Below are 20157 nucleotides of genomic sequence, written 5' to 3' on the forward strand. Positions count from 1 at the left end.
CCGCTTGCGGCGCAAGTTAACCGGCTCCCATTGGCGTTCCATTCCGTGCGGTTTAGATCCGATATTACATGAATTACTTCATGTAAACGATCATTTGCTCGATGCGTTTAACGTCGCCTTTGGCCATGATCGCCGATTTACCCAGTGCGCGCTTGCGTCCAGGAGATTTTTTCTCAAGAATGTGGCGTTTGAAAGCGTGGCTTCTTTTGATTTTACCTGTGCCCGTTTTGGAAAAACGCTTTGCGGCGCCACGGTGAGTTTTCATTTTTGGCATGGTGGTTCGTCCTCCTTGAAATGAAGTAGTGCCTGTCGGTTAAGCGTAAACCGGCTGCCGATACGCGGCACTGCGTTTAATTACTGCTGCTTGGGCTGCAAAATCATGATCATGCTGCGGCCTTCCAGCTTAGGCATGCGCTCGACGTTGCAAATTTCCGCCGCTTCCTTCGCTACGCGCTCAAGCACTTTTCTGCCGATCTCGGCATGCGTGATTTCCCGGCCGCGGAAACGTACGGAGCATTTCACTTTGTCGCCTTCGTTCAGAAACTTCAAAACGTTGCGAAGCTTAGTTTGGAAGTCGTGCTCATCGATCGTCGCGCTGAAGCGAACTTCTTTGAGCTCGACGATTTTCTGATTTTTGCGGGCTTCTTTCTCTTTCTTCTGCATTTCGTACCGGAATTTCCCGTAATCCATAATACGGCATACGGGCGGCTTCGCCGTCGGTGCGACATTGACTAGGTCTAGGCTTGCGTCCAACGCGATCTGCATGGCTTCACGAATCGGCTTGATGCCGAGCTGCTCGCCGTCTGCCCCGATCAGGCGGACCTCCTTGACACGGATTTCGTCGTTAATTAAATGATCTTTACTGATAACCTGCCACCTCCTCGAGATATTTGACAACTAAAAAAAGATGTAAGCTTCTTCAGCCCACATCTTCCAAGATCGCATCAAAAGTCGAGATTGATGATGTTATGGATCCCATACCAGCCAACGCAAGTCGGTCAGGTGAGAAGCGGGCGCTTCTGCTTTTCGTAAGTACTGAAACAGTTTACCATCCTTGCTTCGCATTGTCAACTGCTGCAATCGCAAAATATTCGCCTGGCTTGCCGCGATTATCGGCAGGACGCGCAGAAGCGCCGGCAGGGTGTCCGCAGGCTATGAAGCAGCAGGCGTCGCGATCCGTTATGTGTGCGCAGCATGGTTTGCCCAACTAAGCGCTAGAAAGCGGCTCCGGGGCGCTAACAAGGAAGCCTCCCTAACAGTGGCCTTTTCTTCACCTAAGCCGCCCTAAGCGCGACTCCGCGCCGAACCGGCTGCCTGCCGCACACTATGAAATAAAAAAACTACCGGCACAAGACCGGCAGTTCGGCAGTTTTGAATTTAGCTCGCTTGCTTCGTTTTCACGTCTTCGAGACGGATTACGCGGGTATGCTTCGTATGGCTCCATTGCTTGTTGTTCTGCGTGAAGAACGCATAAAACGTAATCGGCCACCAGGAAAGCAGGAACACCGGATACAGCAGCAGGTAACGCCAAGTTTTCAGCGGCGCTTTTTCGATAATCAGCGCTAACGGGAACTGCACGTAGCTTGCCACGGAAACGAACATGAACAAGAACGGCGATACCTGGAACAGCGACTTGAATACCGGAGCGCCCGGGAACGCTACATCGATCCACAGAATAATACTGACGATCGAGCTGACGAACAAGTTATAAACGTTGGCTGCATAAATCGCCGTATCGATTTTCGCCCAGCTGCGCTCTTTGATGCCTTGCCACAGCAACGGGAAGAAATACCGTCTTGCTACGTCGAAATGACCCTGCATCCAGCGCAGACGTTGTCTTGCGGATGCTGAGAACGTAAGAGGCTTCTCGTCGTACACTTTGGCGTCGTAATTGAACACCGGATTCACGCCGCGCTGTACGCAGCGCATCGTAAACTCCAAGTCCTCGACCAGGCTAGTTGCGCCCCAGCCCATTTCCTTCAGCAGCGCCGAATCGAAGCACATGCCCGTGCCGCCCAGGTAGCTGGCCAGCTTCAGGTTCGTGCGCGGCAGCTGCCACAGACGGTTGCAGTACCAGTAAGTGATGGCGTATGCGGACGTAATCCACGAATCATGCGGATTTTTCGTATCGAGATAAGCTTGGATAACTTTCGAGCCCGAGCACAGGTCGTTGTTCATATGGCGCAGGTAATCGTCGTTAACCAGGTTATCGGCGTCAAACATGACGACTGCGTCGTATGTACGCGGAAGCTTCCACAGCTCCTTCAGCATCCATTCGATGGCATAGCCTTTGCCTCTCAGGTTTTTGTTATGGCGCTCGTAGGCATAAACGCCGTGACTGCGGGAAATTTCCGCCGTCTTGTCCGTACAGTTGTCGCAAATAACGAATACGTCGTAAAGCTCTTTCGGATAATCAAGTTTTTTCAGGTTTTCGAGCAGCGCGCCGACGACTTGTTCCTCGTTGTGAGCGGCCACCAGAATGGCGAATGACTTCTGCGGTTCGAACTGCGCTTTCCTTTTGTTCCGGTACCATCCAAAAAATGTCATGAACAGCTGGTACACTCCGATGGAAGCAAGCACGATCTGCAGGACGAAGAAAATGTTGTCCAACATGCAAAAACCCCCTTTTTTTCTTTTACCCTTTTCTCTCTGTATAGGATGATCCGGTTTGTCATGTTATGAAAACGCAAAATGAAAATAACGCCGAGATTGATTTTCCCTTGTTTAGGGCGATTTGTCAAAACCCTGTAAAGGCGATGGAACGCCGGATCGGCTGTAATCCCGTGAAAACAATCGTACTTTAGCGGAAGATCTTGCGTACAGTCTCGTTTAAGCCGCGTTTTCATCAATTTTCATGATCCGGTATTATTATAATCAACTCATGTGGACAAAACAAATGACAACATCACGAACGAATTCGTTACGGTGGCGGGCAGACGTTTCTGTTCTAGGATTCCCGAGAAGCGGCGGAAGCTATCCCCAATGCGCAAAAATGTGTCCTCCGTTCCATCGTCGGCACATAACCTTGTACGAAACGGGCAAGCGAAAGGTTGCAGCCCGGCTCCTTATACACTTTCGCGGGCAAAACCGATTAAGTGTCCGTCGGGTGACGAGCCAAACCCGCTGTCCAGCTGACGGCTTGCTCCAAAAAACCGCGGTGCACCAGGGAATAATCGGTGTACAAAAGCTTTGCAGCGGCTTGACACTGCCATAACATTCATGGGCTATGATGGAGCATATACCGATCATATTTTAGAAAAATTTAAGATTTGGGAGAGGCCTTCGGAGGTCGTCTTCCTTAACGGGGGAGTGGTTACCATTAGCCGCGTCATTCATTGGCTGCAGCATTATGAAACGAAGCTGTTTCGTCTCGTAAACAACAAAAGCCGCCACCCCGCGCTCGATTATTTGTTCAACCGGCTGACGCATTTGGGCGGGGCTTCCGCTACGATCATCGCGACGCTCGCGATCGCCTTATTCGCATCGGGAGATTGGCGGATTACCGCATGGCAAAGCGCCGCCGCACTCGCCGCAAGTCATCTGCCCGTCGCCGTCATCAAGAAAAAGTACCCTAGACTTCGGCCCTATATGGTACTGGAAAATACGAACATTTGCCGCAATCCGCTAAAAGACCATTCTTTTCCTTCCGGACATTCGACGGCCATTTTTTCCGTAACCGTGCCTTTCGTCCTATTCGCCCCGGCGCTGGGCTTCATTCTAATCCCGGCAGCCTGCCTGGTAGCCCTATCCCGCGTTTATTTGGGGCTGCATTATCCTTCCGATTGCGCCGCCGGTGCGGCGATCGGCTCCCTCACCGCCCTGCTTGCCGCTATACTGATCGGTTAGCCTTACGAGCAAGGATAAACAGCTTCGCCGTCCTAAACGCTTTCGAAGAAAGCGACTTCGTAAGCTAAGGACAGGCGCGTTTACCGTTGAACATAAGCACTTGATACGTGAAACATTAAATTCCTTATATTTAACAAAATGCCGCCATCCTTAGCCGGATGACGGCATTTGTTATTAATCATCGTTTTGCTCGGTATCCTCGTCCGTATCCGTATCTGCGTCAACCGCTTGGCGCTTGTCCGATTCCTCGAGAGCCCGTAGGTGCCGGTCGTACGCCGACTGTCCGATCACAACCTCCAACCGGTATATCGGCATCCCTCTGTCGGCGAATTTCGTTTCGTATTCGGTCAGCACGAGATCTTGACGGCGTTCCTCCGCATGCAGATCCAGCGAAATGTTGCGCATGCGAAGTCCCATATCGGCGATTGAATTCAGCGAAAATTCGAACAGCGAACGGGAATCCGTTTTGAAATGGATTTCGCCTTCGGCATTCAGCACGTTTTTATACTTGTTAACAAAATTCGAGTGAGTCAGTCTGCGTCTCGCGTGCTTTTTCTTCGGCCACGGGTCGCTGAAATTCAAATACACCCGCGAAAGCTCGTCCGGCGCGAATACGTCCTCGAGCTTCTCGATATTAAATAAAGCCAGCGCCAAATTCGGCAGCTTGCCTTCCTCTATGCCGTGCGCCGCACGCGCCTTCGCGCTCGCTTTGCGCATGAGTTCGTCGTACATGTCCACACCGATATAATTGTATTGCGGATTATTGCGGCTCATCTCGCTGATGAACTTTCCTTTGCCCATGCCCAGCTCAACATGTATCGGATTATCGTTTCCAAAAAACGACAACCACTTCCCCTTATAGTCCTGCGGACTCAAGACAACTAGCTCAGGCTGGCTTTCGATATTTTCACGTATTCCTTTTCTTCCGCGCAGTCGCACAACGATCCCCCACATTTCGTTCCAACGTAACAAACCAGTTCGATTATACAACTGTCCGCAGCAAAAAAGAAACCCCGCCGTTCATGGCAGAGTTTCCTTCATATGCTTATTCCGATATTCGGCATGATCCGCATCCATACCAAGATTCGATGTCTAAACCTCTTGAAAGTGAACGGGAGCGCGCCCAGGCTACATGTCTAATGCGTGATAATGAATTTTGTCGGATTCGGGAAGCATTTCGTGCTCCAGCGCTTTCCTCAGCTTCTTCCTGGCGTCGACCGCCAAACTCGGCTGCTGATTGAAACGAACGCCGCTTAACGCGATGGCCTCTTTAATAGAAAGCTTTACCGTAATCATTTGCTCATCTTGCGGAATGTGAACCTGGGTATTCATCGCACTCACCTCGTCGGTTAATTTAGAACGTCGGATTCTGGTGTGTATTGGCTGGAAACCCTTGATTTTGCTCACTTCCAATTTAACACATCATGTTAGGTTTTGCAAGTCACGGATAGCAAAAATACAAGGTTTTCCGCTGCCTTTATTTCGCCTCGTCCCGATCCCGTCCGCGGCTCCGCAAGCCTGCGAGACCAAACAGACCGAGAAGGCCGAGCCAGCCCCAGTTTATATTGTTTCGGTTGGCGGCCGCCCGCATCTGGTAGCCGTTCATATTATATTTGCCGATGCCGTAATTGTTGGGCTTTGGCGTGTTAACGGTCGGATACGGGGCTGTTTTGCCCATATTCGGATCAAGCGTGGTCGTCGACTGCATCCGGTACGTATTCGGCGTTACGGTCGGATTCGGGCCGTGAACGCGGGTCGTATCGTAAACATTGCCGGTGTTGCTATAAATTCCCGTATCCGGATTCGTCCGGTTCAGCATTTGCGAATTGCCCGGAGGGTTGCCCGGCGCAGGCGTACCGACAGATGTCGACGGCTCGCCCATTAAGTTCATTCCGGTATCCGCCCCCGTATCTTTTCCCGTATTCGTACCGGTATGCGCCTGAACGGCCTGCGGACCCGCCAGCATAGTTAAAATGATAAGGGCTGCACTCATCAATTGAAGCTTTTTCAAGCCAATATTCCCCTTTCTATTAGGAAGTATTTTAGAACGCCGCACCGTTATTGTTGTCCGCCATCATGAAAATAACCGCCGTTGTTTTTGGAAGCCGCAATGAAGTCGGAAAAGTCGCTTTTTAAGCTGTTTTTCGCTAAAATAACTAATGGAACGCTTATCTGTATTGAACGAACGGGTTCCTGGCGCTTAGCGGCTTATGAAGTCCAAGCAAGTTTTATATAATGAAGTTAGGATTGGAAAGGAAGTACGACATGCTGCAAACAAGCGAACCACAGCCTCTGCTTTGGGGGGATAAACGGTTTCACACCTGGAATTACGAAATGCGCGGACAGTTTCAAACCAAAGTGTTCAAGGTTATGCTCGATGCCGGCTTCACATGTCCCAACCGTGACGGCAGCATTGCCAAGGGGGGCTGCACCTTTTGCAGCGCGCGCGGATCAGGGGATTTTGCCGGAAGCCGGAGAGACGATCTCGTCACGCAATTTAACAGCATTAGGGATCTTCAGCACTTGAAATGGCCGGAAGCCAAATATATCGGCTACTTCCAGGCCTATACGAATACGTACGCTCCGGTGGAAGAGCTGCGCGAATATTATGAGCTTATTTTGCAGCAGCCGGGGGTAGTCGGGCTGTCCATCGCCACGCGGCCCGATTGTTTGCCGGACGATGTCGTCGAGTACCTTGCCGAGCTGAACGAACGTACGTATTTATGGGTGGAAATGGGCCTGCAGACCGTGCACGAATCGACTTCGGAGCTGATCAATCGCGCCCACGATACGCAGTGCTACCTGGACGCAGTCGAGAAACTGCGTAAGCATAATATCCGCACCTGCGCGCACATCATCTACGGGCTGCCGCAGGAAACGCATGACATGATGATGGAAACGGGCAAAGCGGTAGCCCGTATGGACGTTCAGGGCATCAAGATCCATCTGCTGCACCTGATGCGCAAAACGCCGATGGTCAAGCAATACGAGGCGGGCTTGCTGCGTTTTCTCGAGCAGGACGAATACGTCAAGCTCATCGTCGACACGCTGGAGCTGCTGCCGCCGGAAATGATCGTTCACCGGCTGACCGGCGATGCGCCGCGCGACCTTCTGATCGGTCCGATGTGGAGCCTGAAGAAATGGGAAGTACTCAATGCGATCGACAATGAATTGAAAAGCCGCAATACGTGGCAAGGCAAGCTGTGGACGCCGCAAGAACAGCTTGTGACATGGGCGCCTTAAGCAATTAGCGTATTATTCGGAGGTTACAGGATGGGATTTTTGTCCGTATTAAGCTGTGCGCACAAGCTGGTCGAGGAACGGCTGCGAGCAGGGGATACCGCTGTCGACGCGACGGCCGGCAACGGTGTGGATACGCTTTTTCTGGCGAAGCTGGTTGGCGGATCGGGACGCGTTTACGGCTTCGATATACAAGAAACGGCGCTTGCCAGAACACGGGAAAGGCTGGACGATTCGGGGATTTCAGGAGCGGAGGCCGTTACGCTCGTATGCGATTCACATGAACGGATGCTTCAGCATATCGACGGCGCCTCGCACGGCAAAATCGGCGCCGTCATGTTCAACCTCGGCTATTTGCCAGGAGGCGATCATGCAACGATTACAACGATCGGCACTACCCTGCCCGCCCTCGATGCCGCTTTATCCGCCCTGCGCAAAGGCGGAATCGTAACCGTCGTGCTTTATCCGGGCCACGATGGCGGCGCCGAGGAGGCGGAAGCGGTACAAGCTTGGGCCGAGCAGCTTCCGCAGCGCGACTTTCAGGCGTTATGCTACCGTTTTCTCAACCAGCAAAACAATCCTCCGTATGTCATTGCCATTGAGAAACGCTGAAACGGAAAACGCCGGCGATTGTTCATTGCACAAAACTTCATCATACTCGCAGAAAGCAGGTACTAATAATGAAATCTTATCCTTTGAAATTTCAACCGGAATTTAAAGAACGCGTCTGGGGTGGAAGAGCGCTCGAGCAGTTCGGCTTCGAGCTGCCGCCCGGCCGTCCGATCGGCGAAGGCTGGATGATCGGGGATCATCCGAACGGCACGACGAAGGTCGTGAACGGCGAACTGGCCGGCCTCGGTCTTGACGAAGTCAGAGAACGGCATGGCAAGGCGTTTTTCGGGGCTAAGGGCTATTCCGAGAAAACGGGCAGGTTCCCGCTTTTATTGAAGCTTCTTGACTGCCAGGACGACTTGTCCGTTCAGGTTCATCCGAACGACTTATACGACCGCCTGCCCGAGGGCGAGCTCGGCAAAACGGAAATGTGGTACATTTTGGACGCCAAGCCCGGCGCAAAAATCATTTACGGCCTTCGCCCGGACATCACGCGCGAGACGCTGGCCGAAGCCATCCAAAATAACCGGATCATGGATTGCATGCAGGAAGTGCCCGTGGCGGCCGGCGATTCCTTCTATATTCCGGCAGGAACGGTTCATGCTCTGTGTTCGGGCGTGCTCGTCGCCGAAATTCAGCAAAACTCCGATACGACTTATCGGCTGTACGATTACGACCGTCCGGGACTGGACGGCAAACCGCGCGATCTGCATATCGAGGATTCGCTGAACGTCATCGCATACGAAGGCTCGGGAGCCACGCGTATGACGACGGAGCTGGAGCGCTCGAACGAATGGCTTCAGCTCGCGGCATCCCCTTATTTCATCGTGGAAAAGGGTCGCCTTGAAACCGAATGGAGCCTTGCCGCAAACAGCGAGAGCTTTACGCTGCTTGTCGTCTGCGACGGCACAGGAACGCTTCATTGGGGAGAGCATAAGCTAGCTCTGCGGACAGGCGACTGTTTCCTGCTGCCAGCGGGCTCCAGCGAATACCGGCTATCGGGAGAGGCAACACTATTGCGCAGCTACATCCCGTAAGCAGCGAACGTTACTTTGGTGATGAGCCCTTTAACCGGGGCATCATACATAAATACCATTTTGGAAGGGAGATTGGGATATGTTCTTAAAGATCGGCGATTTTGTACAAAATTGGCATCACGAAGCAGGTTCCACACAAAAAATATTCGATGCGCTGACAGACGAATCGCTTGCGCAGGAAGTTTCTTCGGAGGACCGTACGCTCGGACGCATCGCATGGCACCTCGTGATTACGCTGCACGAAATGTTGTCCCGCACGGGACTCCGCTTCGAAGCGCCTGAGGACAATGCACCCGTTCCCGCTTCCGCAAAAACAATTGCGGATACCTACAGGCAAACAAGCGCGGCCATGATCGCCGCCATCGAAAGCCAATGGACGGACGCTTCCCTTCTTAAGGAGAGCGACATGTACGGCGACTCTTGGCTGAATGGCTTGACGCTGTCTATTCTGATCAGCCATCAAACGCATCACCGCGGACAAATGACCGTACTGATGCGCCAAGCCGGATTGAAGGTACCGGGCGTTTACGGACCCTCCCGCGACGAATGGTCATTGATGGGCGCGGAGCCTCCGGCGCTGTAAAGCATATTTTCTATGCTCATGGCCGGTTAAAACTTTCCAATAACATCAAGGATAAACGGTTACGCCGTCCTTTAAGGACTGCGCGTTTACCGGGTTTTAGAGCCACTCCTACGCTTTACTTTCCGATAAAAGCACGAAAAAAGCCGCCGGACAAGGATATCCTCGTTCGGCGGCTTTTGACGTTGGTACGCATGTTTCTCGTTACATATAATGAATCCGGTCTTTATACTGCTCCAGCATTTGCCGGTTTTTCTCGTCAGCGCCGTCTAAATTCGCGGACAGGAACACCGGCGGCTCGAATCCCTGTTCCAGCAGCAGCTGGATCGTCTCGGAGATAACGGCATGCAGCATGGTCACTCCGATCACCGTAGACGTAGGAGCCGTTCGGACAGGCAGCCCCGGAATGTCCAGAGCGGCGTCGCCGGGCGGGGACATGACGTCAAGCACGCAGTCTGCAAGCTCCATCAGCCGCTGTCCGCTCTTGTGACGGCTTTGCACGCTTTGCGAATAAACGACCGAGGTAAGCGCAACAACCTTTACGCCGTGCTCGCGCGCCCATAGCGCTATTTCCACCGGAACGTCGTTCCTCCCCGATACCGAAGCGATGACGATCGTGTCGCCCTGCTTGACCGGAGTTTCGGACATAATGATTTCGGCATAGCCCGGAAGCCGCTCAAGCTTCGTCGTTCGCGTCACCGGAGGCGTTTCGAGCGTCATCCCCGGCAAGAAAATCGGATTCATAAGCATAAATCCGCCGGCGCGGTAGAACACCTCCTGGGCAAAAATACTGGAGTGGCTGCAGCCGGTAATATAAATCGTGCTGCCGGAAGCGACCGTATCCGCGAACAAGCGAGCCGCTTGCACCATCGATTCCTTGCCGTTTCGCAGCGCCTCGTTCAGCGTTTCTTGTACGATCGAGAAGTAACGGTCAATTTGCATGGACGTTCCTCCTTTCACCTGAATTGCTTCGCTCGCGAACCGAGCGCCGTCATGCACCGTGACGCCCGGTTCATGAGCATGGAGCAAACCCACGTTGCTGCCGGCCGATGCGGCTCATTCGCTACCGGACGTTGTCATGCAGCGTGACGCTCGGTTCATGAGCATGGAGCAAAGCCACAATGCTCATGGCCGAGCGGCTCGTCCGCAACCGGACGTTGTCATGCAGCGTGACGCCCGGTTCATGAGCATGGAGCTAAGCCACGTTGCTGCCGGCCGAGCGGCTCGTCTGCGACCGAGATCAGCAGCCCGTCTCTTCGTATCTGCGGTATACCTCTTCATTGAAGACGTCGCTGCCCGGATTATTGATCGATTTCAGAATCGAAGGCTTCTTGTTTTTCTCCAGCAGAAGCTCTACGACCTGCGCCTTGACCGCCCACATGATCGTCGCCGCCGAAATTCCGGAGGCCGGACAAATTGCAATATCCTGCCCAGGCACTTCGACCATCGCATCAAGCGGAGGCGCGCAGTTGTCCAGCACAAGATCCGCCGCCTCGAACAGCCTCTTGCCGGTCGGATGCTCGCTTTTCAGCTGGGAGGAATATTCGACGCTCGTCATGGCGATTACATAGGCGCCGAATTCCTTCGCTGCAATAGCAAGATCGACCGGTGAAACCGATTTGCCGGAAACGCTGCCGATAACCAGCACATCGCCTGGATGAACGTTGCTTTGTTTCAGCGCAAAATGCATCAGCCCCGCCATGCTGCGATCCACGCCTGGATCCCGCGGACGTTTGCGGACGTTATCGTCCACATGCAGACTAATATTCAGCGCTCTAAAAGCGGTAAGCCCTCCTGCGCGATTAAGCAGCTCGCTGTTGAGCATGTGGCCGGTGTCGTAAATATGTACGCACTTCCCGTCGGCCATCGCATCCGCAATGACTTGTGCGGCTTTCGTGATTCCATCGTTTTGTTTCTCTTCGATCGTAGCAATCAGCTGCTTCAGGCTTTCAAAAAACTTTTCTTTAAGCAAGAAAAACACCAGCCCTTCGAAAGTAATCGAAAATTATAACTTTCTTATATTTTCGTATTGATTATATTTTCAAGTTAACTCAGCTGTCAACACAAAAATTCGAAAGTTCGTTTACGATAAAAAGGTTGTAAAGCAAAAGACGAATCGTTTATATTAGTGGAAGATAGAAAGTTCAATCCGGAGGTTGCTCGAATACATGCTAGCTAAACAACGTCACGCGGAAATAACGAAGTTGGTTGAAGAGAAAGGGTTTGTACAGGTAGCCGAATTGAGCCGGCTGTTTAACGTTTCGGAGGTTACGATTCGCACAGACTTGCGGACCTTGGAGCAGGCCGGTAAAATCGAACGGAATTTTGGCGGCGCCGCTTCGAAAGAAATCGAAAGCAGCCCTTTTCAATCGTTGACCCTCATGCTTAGCGAAAACAAAACGGCGATCGCCAAAAAAGCCGTCTCGCTTATCAAAGAAGGCGAAAGCATTTTCGTGGACGCGAGCTCGACCGCATGGCACTTGGCTCTGCAAATCAAGGAAAGCTTGCGCAATGTAACGGTTATCAGCAACTCGATTCCCGTTTTCGAATTGTTCAAAGCTTACGAGGAAGGCACATTGATCGGCATTCCCGGCACCTTGAATCCGTTGTCTCAATCGTTCGTCGGCCCCTTCGCCGAAGAAATCGTCGGCCGGCTGCGGGCGACCAAAGCATTCATAACGCCGAAGGCGATCCATCCGGAAGGGCTGCGCGACGATCATATGATGAATGCGGCCATACGCAAAAAAATGATGGAAGCCTCCACGGAATCGATCATCCTTGCGGATCACAGCAAATTTTCGAATAGCCGCTGCCTTTTTGAAATTATCGGATTTGCCTCGATTAGCACGGTCATTACGGACCGGCTGCCCGATCCCGAATTTCTAGAAATATTCGATCAGAAGGGAATCCGTCTTTATATCGCAGATGAGACCGAACAAGCCTAGCAGCATGACGATAGTCGGATATCCCGCTTCCGGGAGGAACTCATGCGTAAGATTATGTCGATTGACGGCGGGGGGACCAAGGTGCTGTGCCTGATCGCCGATGAAGAAGGCAACTTGCTTGGGACGGGAACGGGCGGCTCCGCCAACGGCTCGTTTAATACCCCCGAGGAAGTGAACGAATCCGTTTCCGCAGCCATCGTCGAAGCCTTGGAAAGCTCGAAAGGCTCCGCCGATGCATCCGACATCGGCACCGTATATTGCGCGATGCCGGCGAACCCGCGTCCGGCCGTTCATGACAAGCTGGGCGGGCAGGTCGACCTGAGGGAGGTCGGCGAATTCACTTTATCTTTGTACGCCGCCATCCAGGAGGAATACGGAGCTTTGGCGCTTGCCGGCACCGGCTCGTTCGTGCACCTCAAGACCGAGACGGTTTCGAAGCGGGCCGGCGGACATGGCTCCCTGTTCGGAGACGAAGGCTCCGGCTACGATATCGGACGTCAAGCGTTAATCGCTTACACCCGCGTTTTGGACGGCACCGAGCCCTCCACCCCACTCTTCGAGAGCATCAATGAACGGTTGGGAGAATGGAAGCTTTCGCACATCTATGAAATCATCTCGCTGCCCCGCGGCAGGCAAAGATCCTTCATCTCCTCGCTATGCCGGAGTGTCGGCCATTGCGCGGCGGGCGGCGATCCGGTCGCGGCCGAAATTTTGCGGAAAGCCGGCGAAAGCCTCGCTTATCAAATGAACGGCCTGTTGAGCAAGCTCGGCGATGAGCTTCCGAACCCATTTAAAGCGAGCATTGCAGGCGGCGTATGGAAAGCGCATCCAATCGTATTCAGCACCTTCGCCGAGTGTGTCGAGAGGGCGCATCCTTCGGTGGATGTCGTCGCTCCTCTGTTTGAGCCGGTGGCCGGCGGCATCCTGCTGGGCTTGATGCACCGCGGCTTCCCCGTTAAGGAAAACATCGACCTGCTCAAGGAAAGGCTGTCGCCGTTTCTTTATCGTTTGCCTCAGTAGTCTGTTTGGGCGGCAACGTGCGAACGGCTCCGCCGCTCAAAAAAACACATGAGAAGACATGCTTGGGTGGAACGGACAACCGTTCTCCCGAGCATCTCGGCGAAACCGTCAGGTCCCTAGGGTTAGCGGCTCCGTTTTCGAAGGAAGGCTGGGCTTTATTTACACGGGCTTCAAGGCATACTTAGGCGAGTATCTTGCCGGCAATTTTGATAACCCCAGCTTCTCTATTAGTTGCCTTCTCCTCATTATTTCCCATACATGCCGTCAACCGGCGAGTTTCAGTAACCTCCGCCTTACTTTAGTAACCCCTCTCGTCATAAACCGGCTATTTAAGAAACGCCTGATCTCCTTGCACTTACCTCGCCCCTCCTCACTGACTTCCTTGCCCTCAACTATCAACGGGATACAGAAACGCTGTCTCATTAGCCCCATTCACAAACCCTGTCGCATAACGCCGTCTAGGCGATTATAAATATGAAGAAGATGAAGCTTTGACGATAGCTTGTCCATACGGCCTATAAAAGAAGTGCACCCTTTACAGCCAAAGTTGTAAAGTTAAGCGCCTGCAGTCCCCTCCGTTTATCCGACAATATAGCGGCGTGCTCATAAACGCCTACCAATAGACAGTGGGAGCTGTTGGAGTCCGATTTAACCCACTTAGAGACTAGGAGAAAGCGCGGCGTTACGCTGGAGTCCGATTTCGCCCAATTGGCGTAAGGGTTTTCTTAGGTAGCTCGTAAAAACCGTACTGTAAGCGGGTTTTATCGGACTGGAGAGGCAGATAAGGGGGATATCCCTGCTCCAATTCGGCAAAATCACATTGCGAGAGCGGGATCTTACGGAGGCGGGAGAAGAAAGGTTGTGCCGGGGCATCATGGAGGTACAGGAGTAACCAGGGAGAACGTAGCGGAGGAAGGCAATGTGCCGTGGCATCCCTCCTACTGCCCCTCCCCATGCATAATTTTGGGAATCCGGGTAACCCTACTACTCAATTAATCGTTTTGGACATGCCAAGATGAGAATGAGGATGCTATGAACAATTCAACCGGTCAAGTCAGCTTCCTGCAAGTATTTATGATCATCATGCTGTTCAACGGGCTGTTAAGCCACGTCATCGTAAATCCGATGCTGCTCGACGCTTCCGGAAGAGACGCTTGGATATCCGTTTTGCTTACCGCGGTGCCGTACGTCCCTTGGTGCGTCCTGCTTGTCTATATTATGAATAAATCCGGCAGGCAAAAGCTGCAGCCGTGGCTTGCCGAACGAACCTCCCCCCTGCTCTCGTGGCTGATGCTTGCGCCGGTGATCTTGCAATTGTATATGATCGGCGGCATGACGATCATCCAGACGTCGCTATGGACCGTATCCAATTATTTACCCGCCACGCCCCAATTTGTTCTGGTCATCATTCTGGTTATCGTCTGCCATTTTTCGGCCAAATACGGTATTAACACCATTGCGATAGGGGCCGGTATTTTGCTACCCGCGGTCGTCTGCCTGGGTTATTTCGTGTCGATAGCCAATACGTCTGAAAAAAATTGGCTGCTGCTAAAGCCATTTCTGGAGCATGGCTGGGAGCCGGCTTTCAAAGGCATGCTTTATTCAGGCGGCGCTTTCGTCGAATTATCGCTTTTATTACTGCTTCAGCATCAGTTGAAAAAGAAGGTACGACCCTGGCAGGTTATCCTTCTCGGGCTCGTGCTCGTTTATATTACGCTAGGCCCGATTGTCGGAGCGATTACGGAATTCGGTCCGCTCGAGTCTGCCAAGCAGATGGTATCGCCGTATGAGCAATGGCGTCTTGTGACGATAGGAAACTATATGGAGCACGTCGATTTTTTGTCGGTTTTCCAATGGCTTGCCGGAGCGACCGTGCGAATCAGCCTTGCTCAATTTCTGCTGACCGATTTGATACCGTTCCGAAAATCCGAATCGCGCAGCCGGTTTCTTTTGGCGATCACGATAAGCTATCTCGCTTTGGCTGCAGCAATAAGCCGTTACAATACGTTTTACCTGAATATGTTCGAAAGATATCTTGAGGTTTCCTTGTTCGTCACCCTGTTTCTGACCGTTACGTGGGCCGTAATCGCTTGGATAGCCAAGCCTGCCAAGGAGGGACTGACATGAACGATCATAAGCCTGTACCGGTAGCGGCTTGGACCGAATCCACACTGCGCAGGATGTTCGAAAAATCATCGGATGTGCAGCTTCAAGTATTTCATTTCCAAGAACAGGGGGCGTCCTCCGATGTGATGCTGATCTACGCGGAAGGACTATGCGACAGCTCGCAAATCGTGACGAACGTGCTTCCGGAGCTGAATCGGCTCTTTCGGGAAAACGGTTTTCAGCCATTGCTGGACGGACATTCGGCCTGCCCTTTACCGCTCGTCCGTTTCGAAGGGGAGATTGCCAAGGAGAACATCGTAGACTCCGTTTTCCAAGGCGATCTTGTGCTTGTGTTCCTGCATTCGAATGTCCTCTTCAGGCTGAACATCAACAATCGTCCGGGAAGGACCCCAGAGGAGTCGAGCATCGAAATTTCCATCAAAGGTCCCAAAGACGGCTTCGTGGAAGATTACACCGTCAATGTCGCCTTGATCCGCAAACGGATTCGCAGCACTTCGCTTTGCTCCGAAACGTTCATACTCGGCAGAAGAACCAGGACGAATATCGTGCTCATGTACTTCGACGACATTTTGTCGCCGGATATATTGAAAGAAGTGCGCGTGCGGTTAAACAAAATCGATGTCGACGGCGTTTACAGCATCAATCAGCTGGAAGAGGCTCTCGCCGACACCAAATACCCGTTATTCCCGCTGCTCGATTCCTCCGGGCGGCCGGACTTCGCCGTGAGCAGCCTGCTTGCCGGGAGATTCGTCATCATCATCGACGGCAACCCTCTGGTGCTGGTCGGCCCCGCAACCTTCGGGCTGATCTTGAAATCGCCGGAGGACGTGCATTTCAGTTTTCAATACGTGAGTTTCGCTCGGCTTATTCGCATTGTAAGCTTTTGGCTGGCCGTGCTGCTTCCCGGCTTTTGGGTAGCCCTCACGGCATTTCACCAGGACCAGATCCCGTTCCGGCTTATGGCGACCGTTTCGGTAGCGAGGCTCGGTCTTCCCTTGTCGGCGCAATTGGAAATGTTCGTGCTGCTGCTCCTCCTGGAAATATTCCGGGAAGCAGGCGTTCGTCTGCCAAGCTCGATCGGACAGACGCTGACCGTTATCGGCGCTCTCGTAATCGGCGATGCCGCCATCCGGGCCGGGCTCGTGTCGCCTTCCGTCGTCGTCGTCGGCGCACTAACCGCCATTATGGGAGTAACGCTTGTAAACCAGACGCTAAGCACCGTCGTCAGCGTCATCCGGTTTTCCATTTTTGCCGTTTCAGCGATTGTCGGGATGTACGGGCTCATTCTAGGGCTGATCATGCTGTTGTTTTATATGTCCAAATTGCGGTCTTTCGGCGTCCCGTATTTAGCCCCGCTATCGCCGTTTTATATGAGGGACGCATTTAGAGGGTACTTGCGGCTTCCATGGAGCAAAATGCGTTTTCGTCCGAAGCCGATTCATCCTGTCGATCCGGACCATCAAGGGGAAGATTCCTAATGAAAAAATGGGCGCTTGTCGCCGCAAGCACCGTCCTCCTATTGCTGCAGACCTCTTGCTGGAATTCGAAGGATATTCAGAATATGGCCTATGTGACCGCCGTCGGCTTCGATTACGAGAACGGTAAATATATGACGTATGTTCAAGTACTCAACTTCTCCAATGTGGCCAAAGGCGAAGCGGCGGAGGTTGGCAAAAACGTTCCGACCTGGATCGGCAAAGGGGAGGGCGTAACGGTGACGGAGTCGTTCAATTCCATATACGCCACGTCCCAGCTGAGAATATTTTGGGGGCATGTAAAAGCGATCGTCGCAAGCGAACGGTTTCTGAAAAATAGCGCCCGGGTAAGAGAAGCGTACGATATGGCAAACCGATATCGGGAAATCCGCTACAACATCCTGATTTACGGAACCAAAGAACCGCTGCGTAATATTTTTGCCCAGAAATCGAACCTGAACATGTCCCCGCTCGAAACGCTGCTGGCGACGCCTGCGCAAACTTATTCCCAGCGCTCGTATATTTTGCCGTTGTACGGCTATAAAATGATCGCCCAATTCAACGAACCCGCAGGAGCGGCCCTGCTGCCTTCCATAACTCTCGATCAGCGTTCTTGGACCGAAGATTTGAAAGAACGGACAATGTTCAAAATAGACGGGGGATATTTCCTTAACGGGCAGCAATTCAACGGATGGCTATCCGAACAAGATTTGGAAGGATATCGCTGGCTGCAAAAAAAGCTGCAGCGTTCCCCGATCAATATTCCGGACGATGACTCTCCGGATGCTGCGATAGTACTGATAAAACCGAAGCCGAGCATCCATCATGAAGTTCGAAACGGCAAGGCCTATTTCCATGTTAAGCTATCGATTCAAGCTTTCGTAGACGAATTGATCCGCAATCGTTCAAAGAAAGAAATCGAAGCCGGAGCCGCGAAGGTGATCGAAGACCAGATCAGAAAAACATACGAGAAAGGACTTCAGATCAAAGCGGACGTTCTCGGTCTGGGAAGCTGCCTATATCGGGATAATCCGAAGATGTGGCATGAAATGCAGGATGAGGGCGACTTTGCATTGGACAAAGATTCCTTGGATCGGATCGAAGTGAAGGTCAAACTGCAGCATAGCGGCAAATATAAAATGAGGGTACAGTGAGGAGCAAGGAGCGGTGCAGCCCGGAACTTCGACGGTTTCGGAGCGGGCGACATTTGAATCAACGCTTTTAGCACGCAAAGCGTGAACTTTGGCCGCTATAACGCCGAAAAGCTTCCCGGAATTGAAAAAGGAAGGACAGCCGTTTAGCTGTCCTTCCTGCTTTTCCCGCCGTGTGCGGCACGTTATATGACCTCATACAGCTCTATTCCGCACCATTGCGACTCCCGGCGCAAGGTGCTCTGTCGCAATTCGGCTGTCAAACCTGGTGCACTGCCGTCGCAGCGGCCAGCTCCATCGTAAACAGCTGCGCCTTGGGAGCGCGCTCCGGATCGAACAGAACGAGCATAACCGTCGATTGGCCGGTATGAATGTCTCCTTCGCGCAAATAAGTCTGCAAGTCGAAAGGTACGACTTCGACGACGGCGTGTTTATGCAACTGAGCCTCCGAAAGGCCGAGCGTCCCGAAATCCGTCTCGCCGCGCACAAGCGCCGGCTGTTCCGCCGCCGTGCGAATCAGGCTGCTCTGTCCGTTTTTGTCGAGCTTGAATTCCCACCAAATTTTGCGCGGCTTATATTTATGTCCCAGGAAATAATCGAGCTTCATCAGCCCTTCGATCACGTCCATACGTGCAGTTCCACGATCCGACAAGAAGCCGTGCAGCCGGGAAAACAAATCCTCGAGCTGATGCCCGATTTTTTGCCAGCCCCGCTCCTCCCAGTAATCCCCGAACTGCTGGAAAAAGTCGAATGCCGACTCGAATTCCCGTTCGATCAGGAAGAGCACCGTATGATCCATCCGGTGTGCGTTCCAATACTTCTCGAGCACATCCTCCACTCGTTTGATGCGGACGAGATCCTCGAAGGGCAAAATGTCGTTCCCGAGGATTTCGTACGGCGCGTTGTCCATAAACTTGTAGCCGTACTTCTCAGCGTCCAGGCGCATGCCGGTGCCGCGAAGCATTTTGAGAAAGCCTAGCTGCAGCTCCTCCGGCCGAAGGTCGAACACGTCGTTGAACGTTTTGCGGAACGAGTTGTAATCCTCTTCCGGCAGGCCGGCGATCAGATCGAGATGCTGGTCGATTTTACGGCTGTTCTTGATCGTGGTGACGGTACGCGACAGCTTGGTGAAATTTTGCCGGCGCTTGACGATTTCGTTCGTCTGGTCGTTCGTCGACTGCACGCCGATCTCGAACCGGAATACGCCTGGCGGCGCGTTCTCCGCAAGGAAGTCCAGCACCTCGGGACGCATGATATCGGCCGTTATTTCGAACTGAAAAACACAGCCTTGATGGTTATCGATCAGAAATTGAAAGATTTCCATCGCGTATTCGCGCTTGATATTGAAGGTCCGGTCGACGAATTTGATCAGCTTCGCCCCGGCGCCGATAAGGTACAGAATGTCCTTCTTCGTCCGCTCGATGTCGAAATAGCGCACCCCTACCTCGATGCTCGACAGACAGAACTGGCAGCTGAATGGACAGCCGCGGCTCGTTTCGAAATAAACGACACGGTTCGCCAAAGCCGGCACATCCTCGGCAAAATAATGCGGCGACGGAATATCGTCGAGCTTCAGCTTCGGACGGCCCGGGTTGAGAATGATTTCTTCCCCTTTGCGGTATGCGGCGCCATAGACAAAATGGAACTTACGGGTCGTCCCGATTTCCGTCAGCAGATGATGGAGCGTTTCCTCCCCTTCGCCCATGACGATGAAATCGACCTCCGGAACTCTTTGCATCCAGTATTCCGTATCGTACGACACCTCGGGCCCGCCAAGCACGATTTGCAGCTCGGGCATAATTTTTTTGATCATTTTGATAATCTGGATCGTTTCTTCAATGTTCCAAATGTAGCACGAAAAGCCGAGCACGTCGGGCTTCCGTTTGAACAGGTCGGAGACGACGTTCATGAACGGATCCTTGATCGTATACTCGGCGATTTCGATATCGAAATCATGCTCGCAGAACGCCTTCAAATAACGAAGCGCCAGCGACGTATGAATATATTTCGCATTTAGGGTGGAGACGACTACTTTCATTTAGGGAACCTCTTTTGGCTTTAGTATCGGTTCCTCTTATTCTACATGGATGAGGCGGCAAATACAAAAGCTGTTTTTGGCATATC

Annotated in this window: 19 protein-coding genes and 1 other annotated feature; of the genes, 10 read left to right on the forward strand and 9 right to left on the reverse strand. The window is 52.6% G+C overall.

From position 1 onward, the window contains the following. Positions 1-73: 73 nt before the first annotated feature. From rpmI to DQG23_RS10905, 3 genes are all read right to left on the reverse strand, one after another. Complete coding sequence (rpmI, locus tag DQG23_RS10895) at positions 74-274, reverse strand: 50S ribosomal protein L35 (protein ID WP_113030870.1); 201 nt, start codon at positions 272-274, stop codon at positions 74-76. An 80-nt stretch (positions 275-354) separates the two neighbouring features. Next, positions 355-888 (reverse strand): translation initiation factor IF-3, encoded by a 534-nt coding sequence (gene infC / locus DQG23_RS10900; RefSeq protein ID WP_420330227.1) that lies wholly within the window; start codon positions 886-888, stop codon positions 355-357. A 5-nt stretch (positions 889-893) separates the two neighbouring features. Further along, positions 894-1031: a sequence feature (ribosomal protein L20 leader region), on the reverse strand. 346 nt (positions 1032-1377) lie between these two features. Continuing rightward, positions 1378-2613 carry a glycosyltransferase family 2 protein gene (locus tag DQG23_RS10905; RefSeq protein WP_113030871.1) on the reverse strand — a complete coding sequence of 412 codons (1236 nt, stop codon included), beginning with the start codon at positions 2611-2613 and terminating at the stop codon, positions 1378-1380. A gap of 696 nt (positions 2614-3309) precedes the next feature. Here DQG23_RS10905 and DQG23_RS10910 point away from each other — a divergent pair. Then, a complete protein-coding gene (locus tag DQG23_RS10910) occupies positions 3310-3846 on the forward strand; it encodes a phosphatase PAP2 family protein (protein ID WP_420330223.1) in 537 nt (178 codons plus the stop codon). Positions 3847-4020: 174 nt separating this feature from the next. Here the strand turns inward: DQG23_RS10910 and trmB are convergent, their stop codons facing one another. The 3 genes from trmB to DQG23_RS10925 form a co-directional block, all read right to left on the reverse strand. After that, positions 4021-4785, reverse strand: coding sequence for a tRNA (guanosine(46)-N7)-methyltransferase TrmB (trmB, locus tag DQG23_RS10915; RefSeq protein WP_113030872.1), 765 nt, complete (start codon positions 4783-4785; stop codon positions 4021-4023). Positions 4786-4974: 189 nt separating this feature from the next. Further along, positions 4975-5178, reverse strand: a complete 204-nt coding sequence (locus tag DQG23_RS10920; RefSeq protein ID WP_113030873.1) for a hypothetical protein — start codon at positions 5176-5178, stop codon at positions 4975-4977. A gap of 145 nt (positions 5179-5323) precedes the next feature. Beyond that, the gene (locus DQG23_RS10925; RefSeq protein ID WP_113030874.1) at positions 5324-5857 is read right to left on the reverse strand and encodes a WGxxGxxG family protein; all 534 of its coding nucleotides are present in this window, start codon (positions 5855-5857) and stop codon (positions 5324-5326) included. 254 nt (positions 5858-6111) lie between these two features. Between DQG23_RS10925 and mnmL the strand changes: the two genes are divergently transcribed. The 4 genes from mnmL (at position 6112) to DQG23_RS10945 (ending at position 9318) form a co-directional block, all read left to right on the forward strand. Next, positions 6112-7089, forward strand: a complete 978-nt coding sequence (mnmL, locus tag DQG23_RS10930) for a tRNA modification radical SAM protein MnmL/YtqA (protein WP_113030875.1) — start codon at positions 6112-6114, stop codon at positions 7087-7089. 30 nt (positions 7090-7119) lie between these two features. Continuing rightward, a complete protein-coding gene (gene mnmM, locus DQG23_RS10935) occupies positions 7120-7698 on the forward strand; it encodes a tRNA 5-(aminomethyl)-2-thiouridylate-methyltransferase MnmM (RefSeq protein WP_113030876.1) in 579 nt (192 codons plus the stop codon). A 68-nt stretch (positions 7699-7766) separates the two neighbouring features. Beyond that, positions 7767-8735, forward strand: coding sequence for a type I phosphomannose isomerase catalytic subunit (locus DQG23_RS10940; RefSeq protein WP_113030877.1), 969 nt, complete (start codon positions 7767-7769; stop codon positions 8733-8735). A 79-nt stretch (positions 8736-8814) separates the two neighbouring features. Continuing rightward, positions 8815-9318 carry a DinB family protein gene (locus DQG23_RS10945; protein WP_113030878.1) on the forward strand — a complete coding sequence of 168 codons (504 nt, stop codon included), beginning with the start codon at positions 8815-8817 and terminating at the stop codon, positions 9316-9318. Between the two features lie 201 nt (positions 9319-9519). On the opposite strand, the gene DQG23_RS10950 is transcribed toward DQG23_RS10945, so the two are convergent. Together DQG23_RS10950 and DQG23_RS10955 are read right to left on the reverse strand one after the other, a co-directional pair. After that, complete coding sequence (locus tag DQG23_RS10950; protein WP_113030879.1) at positions 9520-10257, reverse strand: SIS domain-containing protein; 738 nt, start codon at positions 10255-10257, stop codon at positions 9520-9522. Between the two features lie 298 nt (positions 10258-10555). Further along, positions 10556-11287, reverse strand: coding sequence for a sugar isomerase domain-containing protein (locus DQG23_RS10955; RefSeq protein ID WP_158560403.1), 732 nt, complete (start codon positions 11285-11287; stop codon positions 10556-10558). Between the two features lie 196 nt (positions 11288-11483). On the opposite strand from DQG23_RS10955, the gene DQG23_RS10960 reads away from it, so the two are divergent. The 5 genes from DQG23_RS10960 to DQG23_RS10980 all read left to right on the forward strand — a co-directional run bounded on the left by DQG23_RS10960 (position 11484) and on the right by DQG23_RS10980 (position 18036). Beyond that, positions 11484-12260, forward strand: a complete 777-nt coding sequence (locus DQG23_RS10960; protein WP_113030881.1) for a DeoR/GlpR family DNA-binding transcription regulator — start codon at positions 11484-11486, stop codon at positions 12258-12260. 42 nt (positions 12261-12302) lie between these two features. Then, the gene (locus DQG23_RS10965; protein WP_113030882.1) at positions 12303-13280 is read left to right on the forward strand and encodes an N-acetylglucosamine kinase; all 978 of its coding nucleotides are present in this window, start codon (positions 12303-12305) and stop codon (positions 13278-13280) included. Between the two features lie 1032 nt (positions 13281-14312). Continuing rightward, entirely contained in the window at positions 14313-15407 is a 1095-nt protein-coding gene (locus DQG23_RS10970) for an endospore germination permease (protein WP_113030883.1), read from the forward strand. Next, positions 15404-16885, forward strand: coding sequence for a spore germination protein (locus tag DQG23_RS10975; protein ID WP_113030884.1), 1482 nt, complete (start codon positions 15404-15406; stop codon positions 16883-16885). Before DQG23_RS10970 ends, DQG23_RS10975 begins: the two co-directional genes overlap by 4 nt. Continuing rightward, entirely contained in the window at positions 16885-18036 is a 1152-nt protein-coding gene (locus DQG23_RS10980) for a Ger(x)C family spore germination protein (RefSeq protein ID WP_113030885.1), read from the forward strand. Before DQG23_RS10975 ends, DQG23_RS10980 begins: the two co-directional genes overlap by 1 nt. Before the next feature lie 256 nt (positions 18037-18292). Here the strand turns inward: DQG23_RS10980 and DQG23_RS10985 are convergent, their stop codons facing one another. Then, positions 18293-20071 (reverse strand): B12-binding domain-containing radical SAM protein, encoded by a 1779-nt coding sequence (locus DQG23_RS10985; protein WP_113030886.1) that lies wholly within the window; start codon positions 20069-20071, stop codon positions 18293-18295. Positions 20072-20157: the final 86 nt, after the last annotated feature.

This window comes from Paenibacillus contaminans (assembly GCF_003285015.1).
GTDB classification, from domain to species: domain Bacteria; phylum Bacillota; class Bacilli; order Paenibacillales; family NBRC-103111; genus Paenibacillus_V; species Paenibacillus_V contaminans.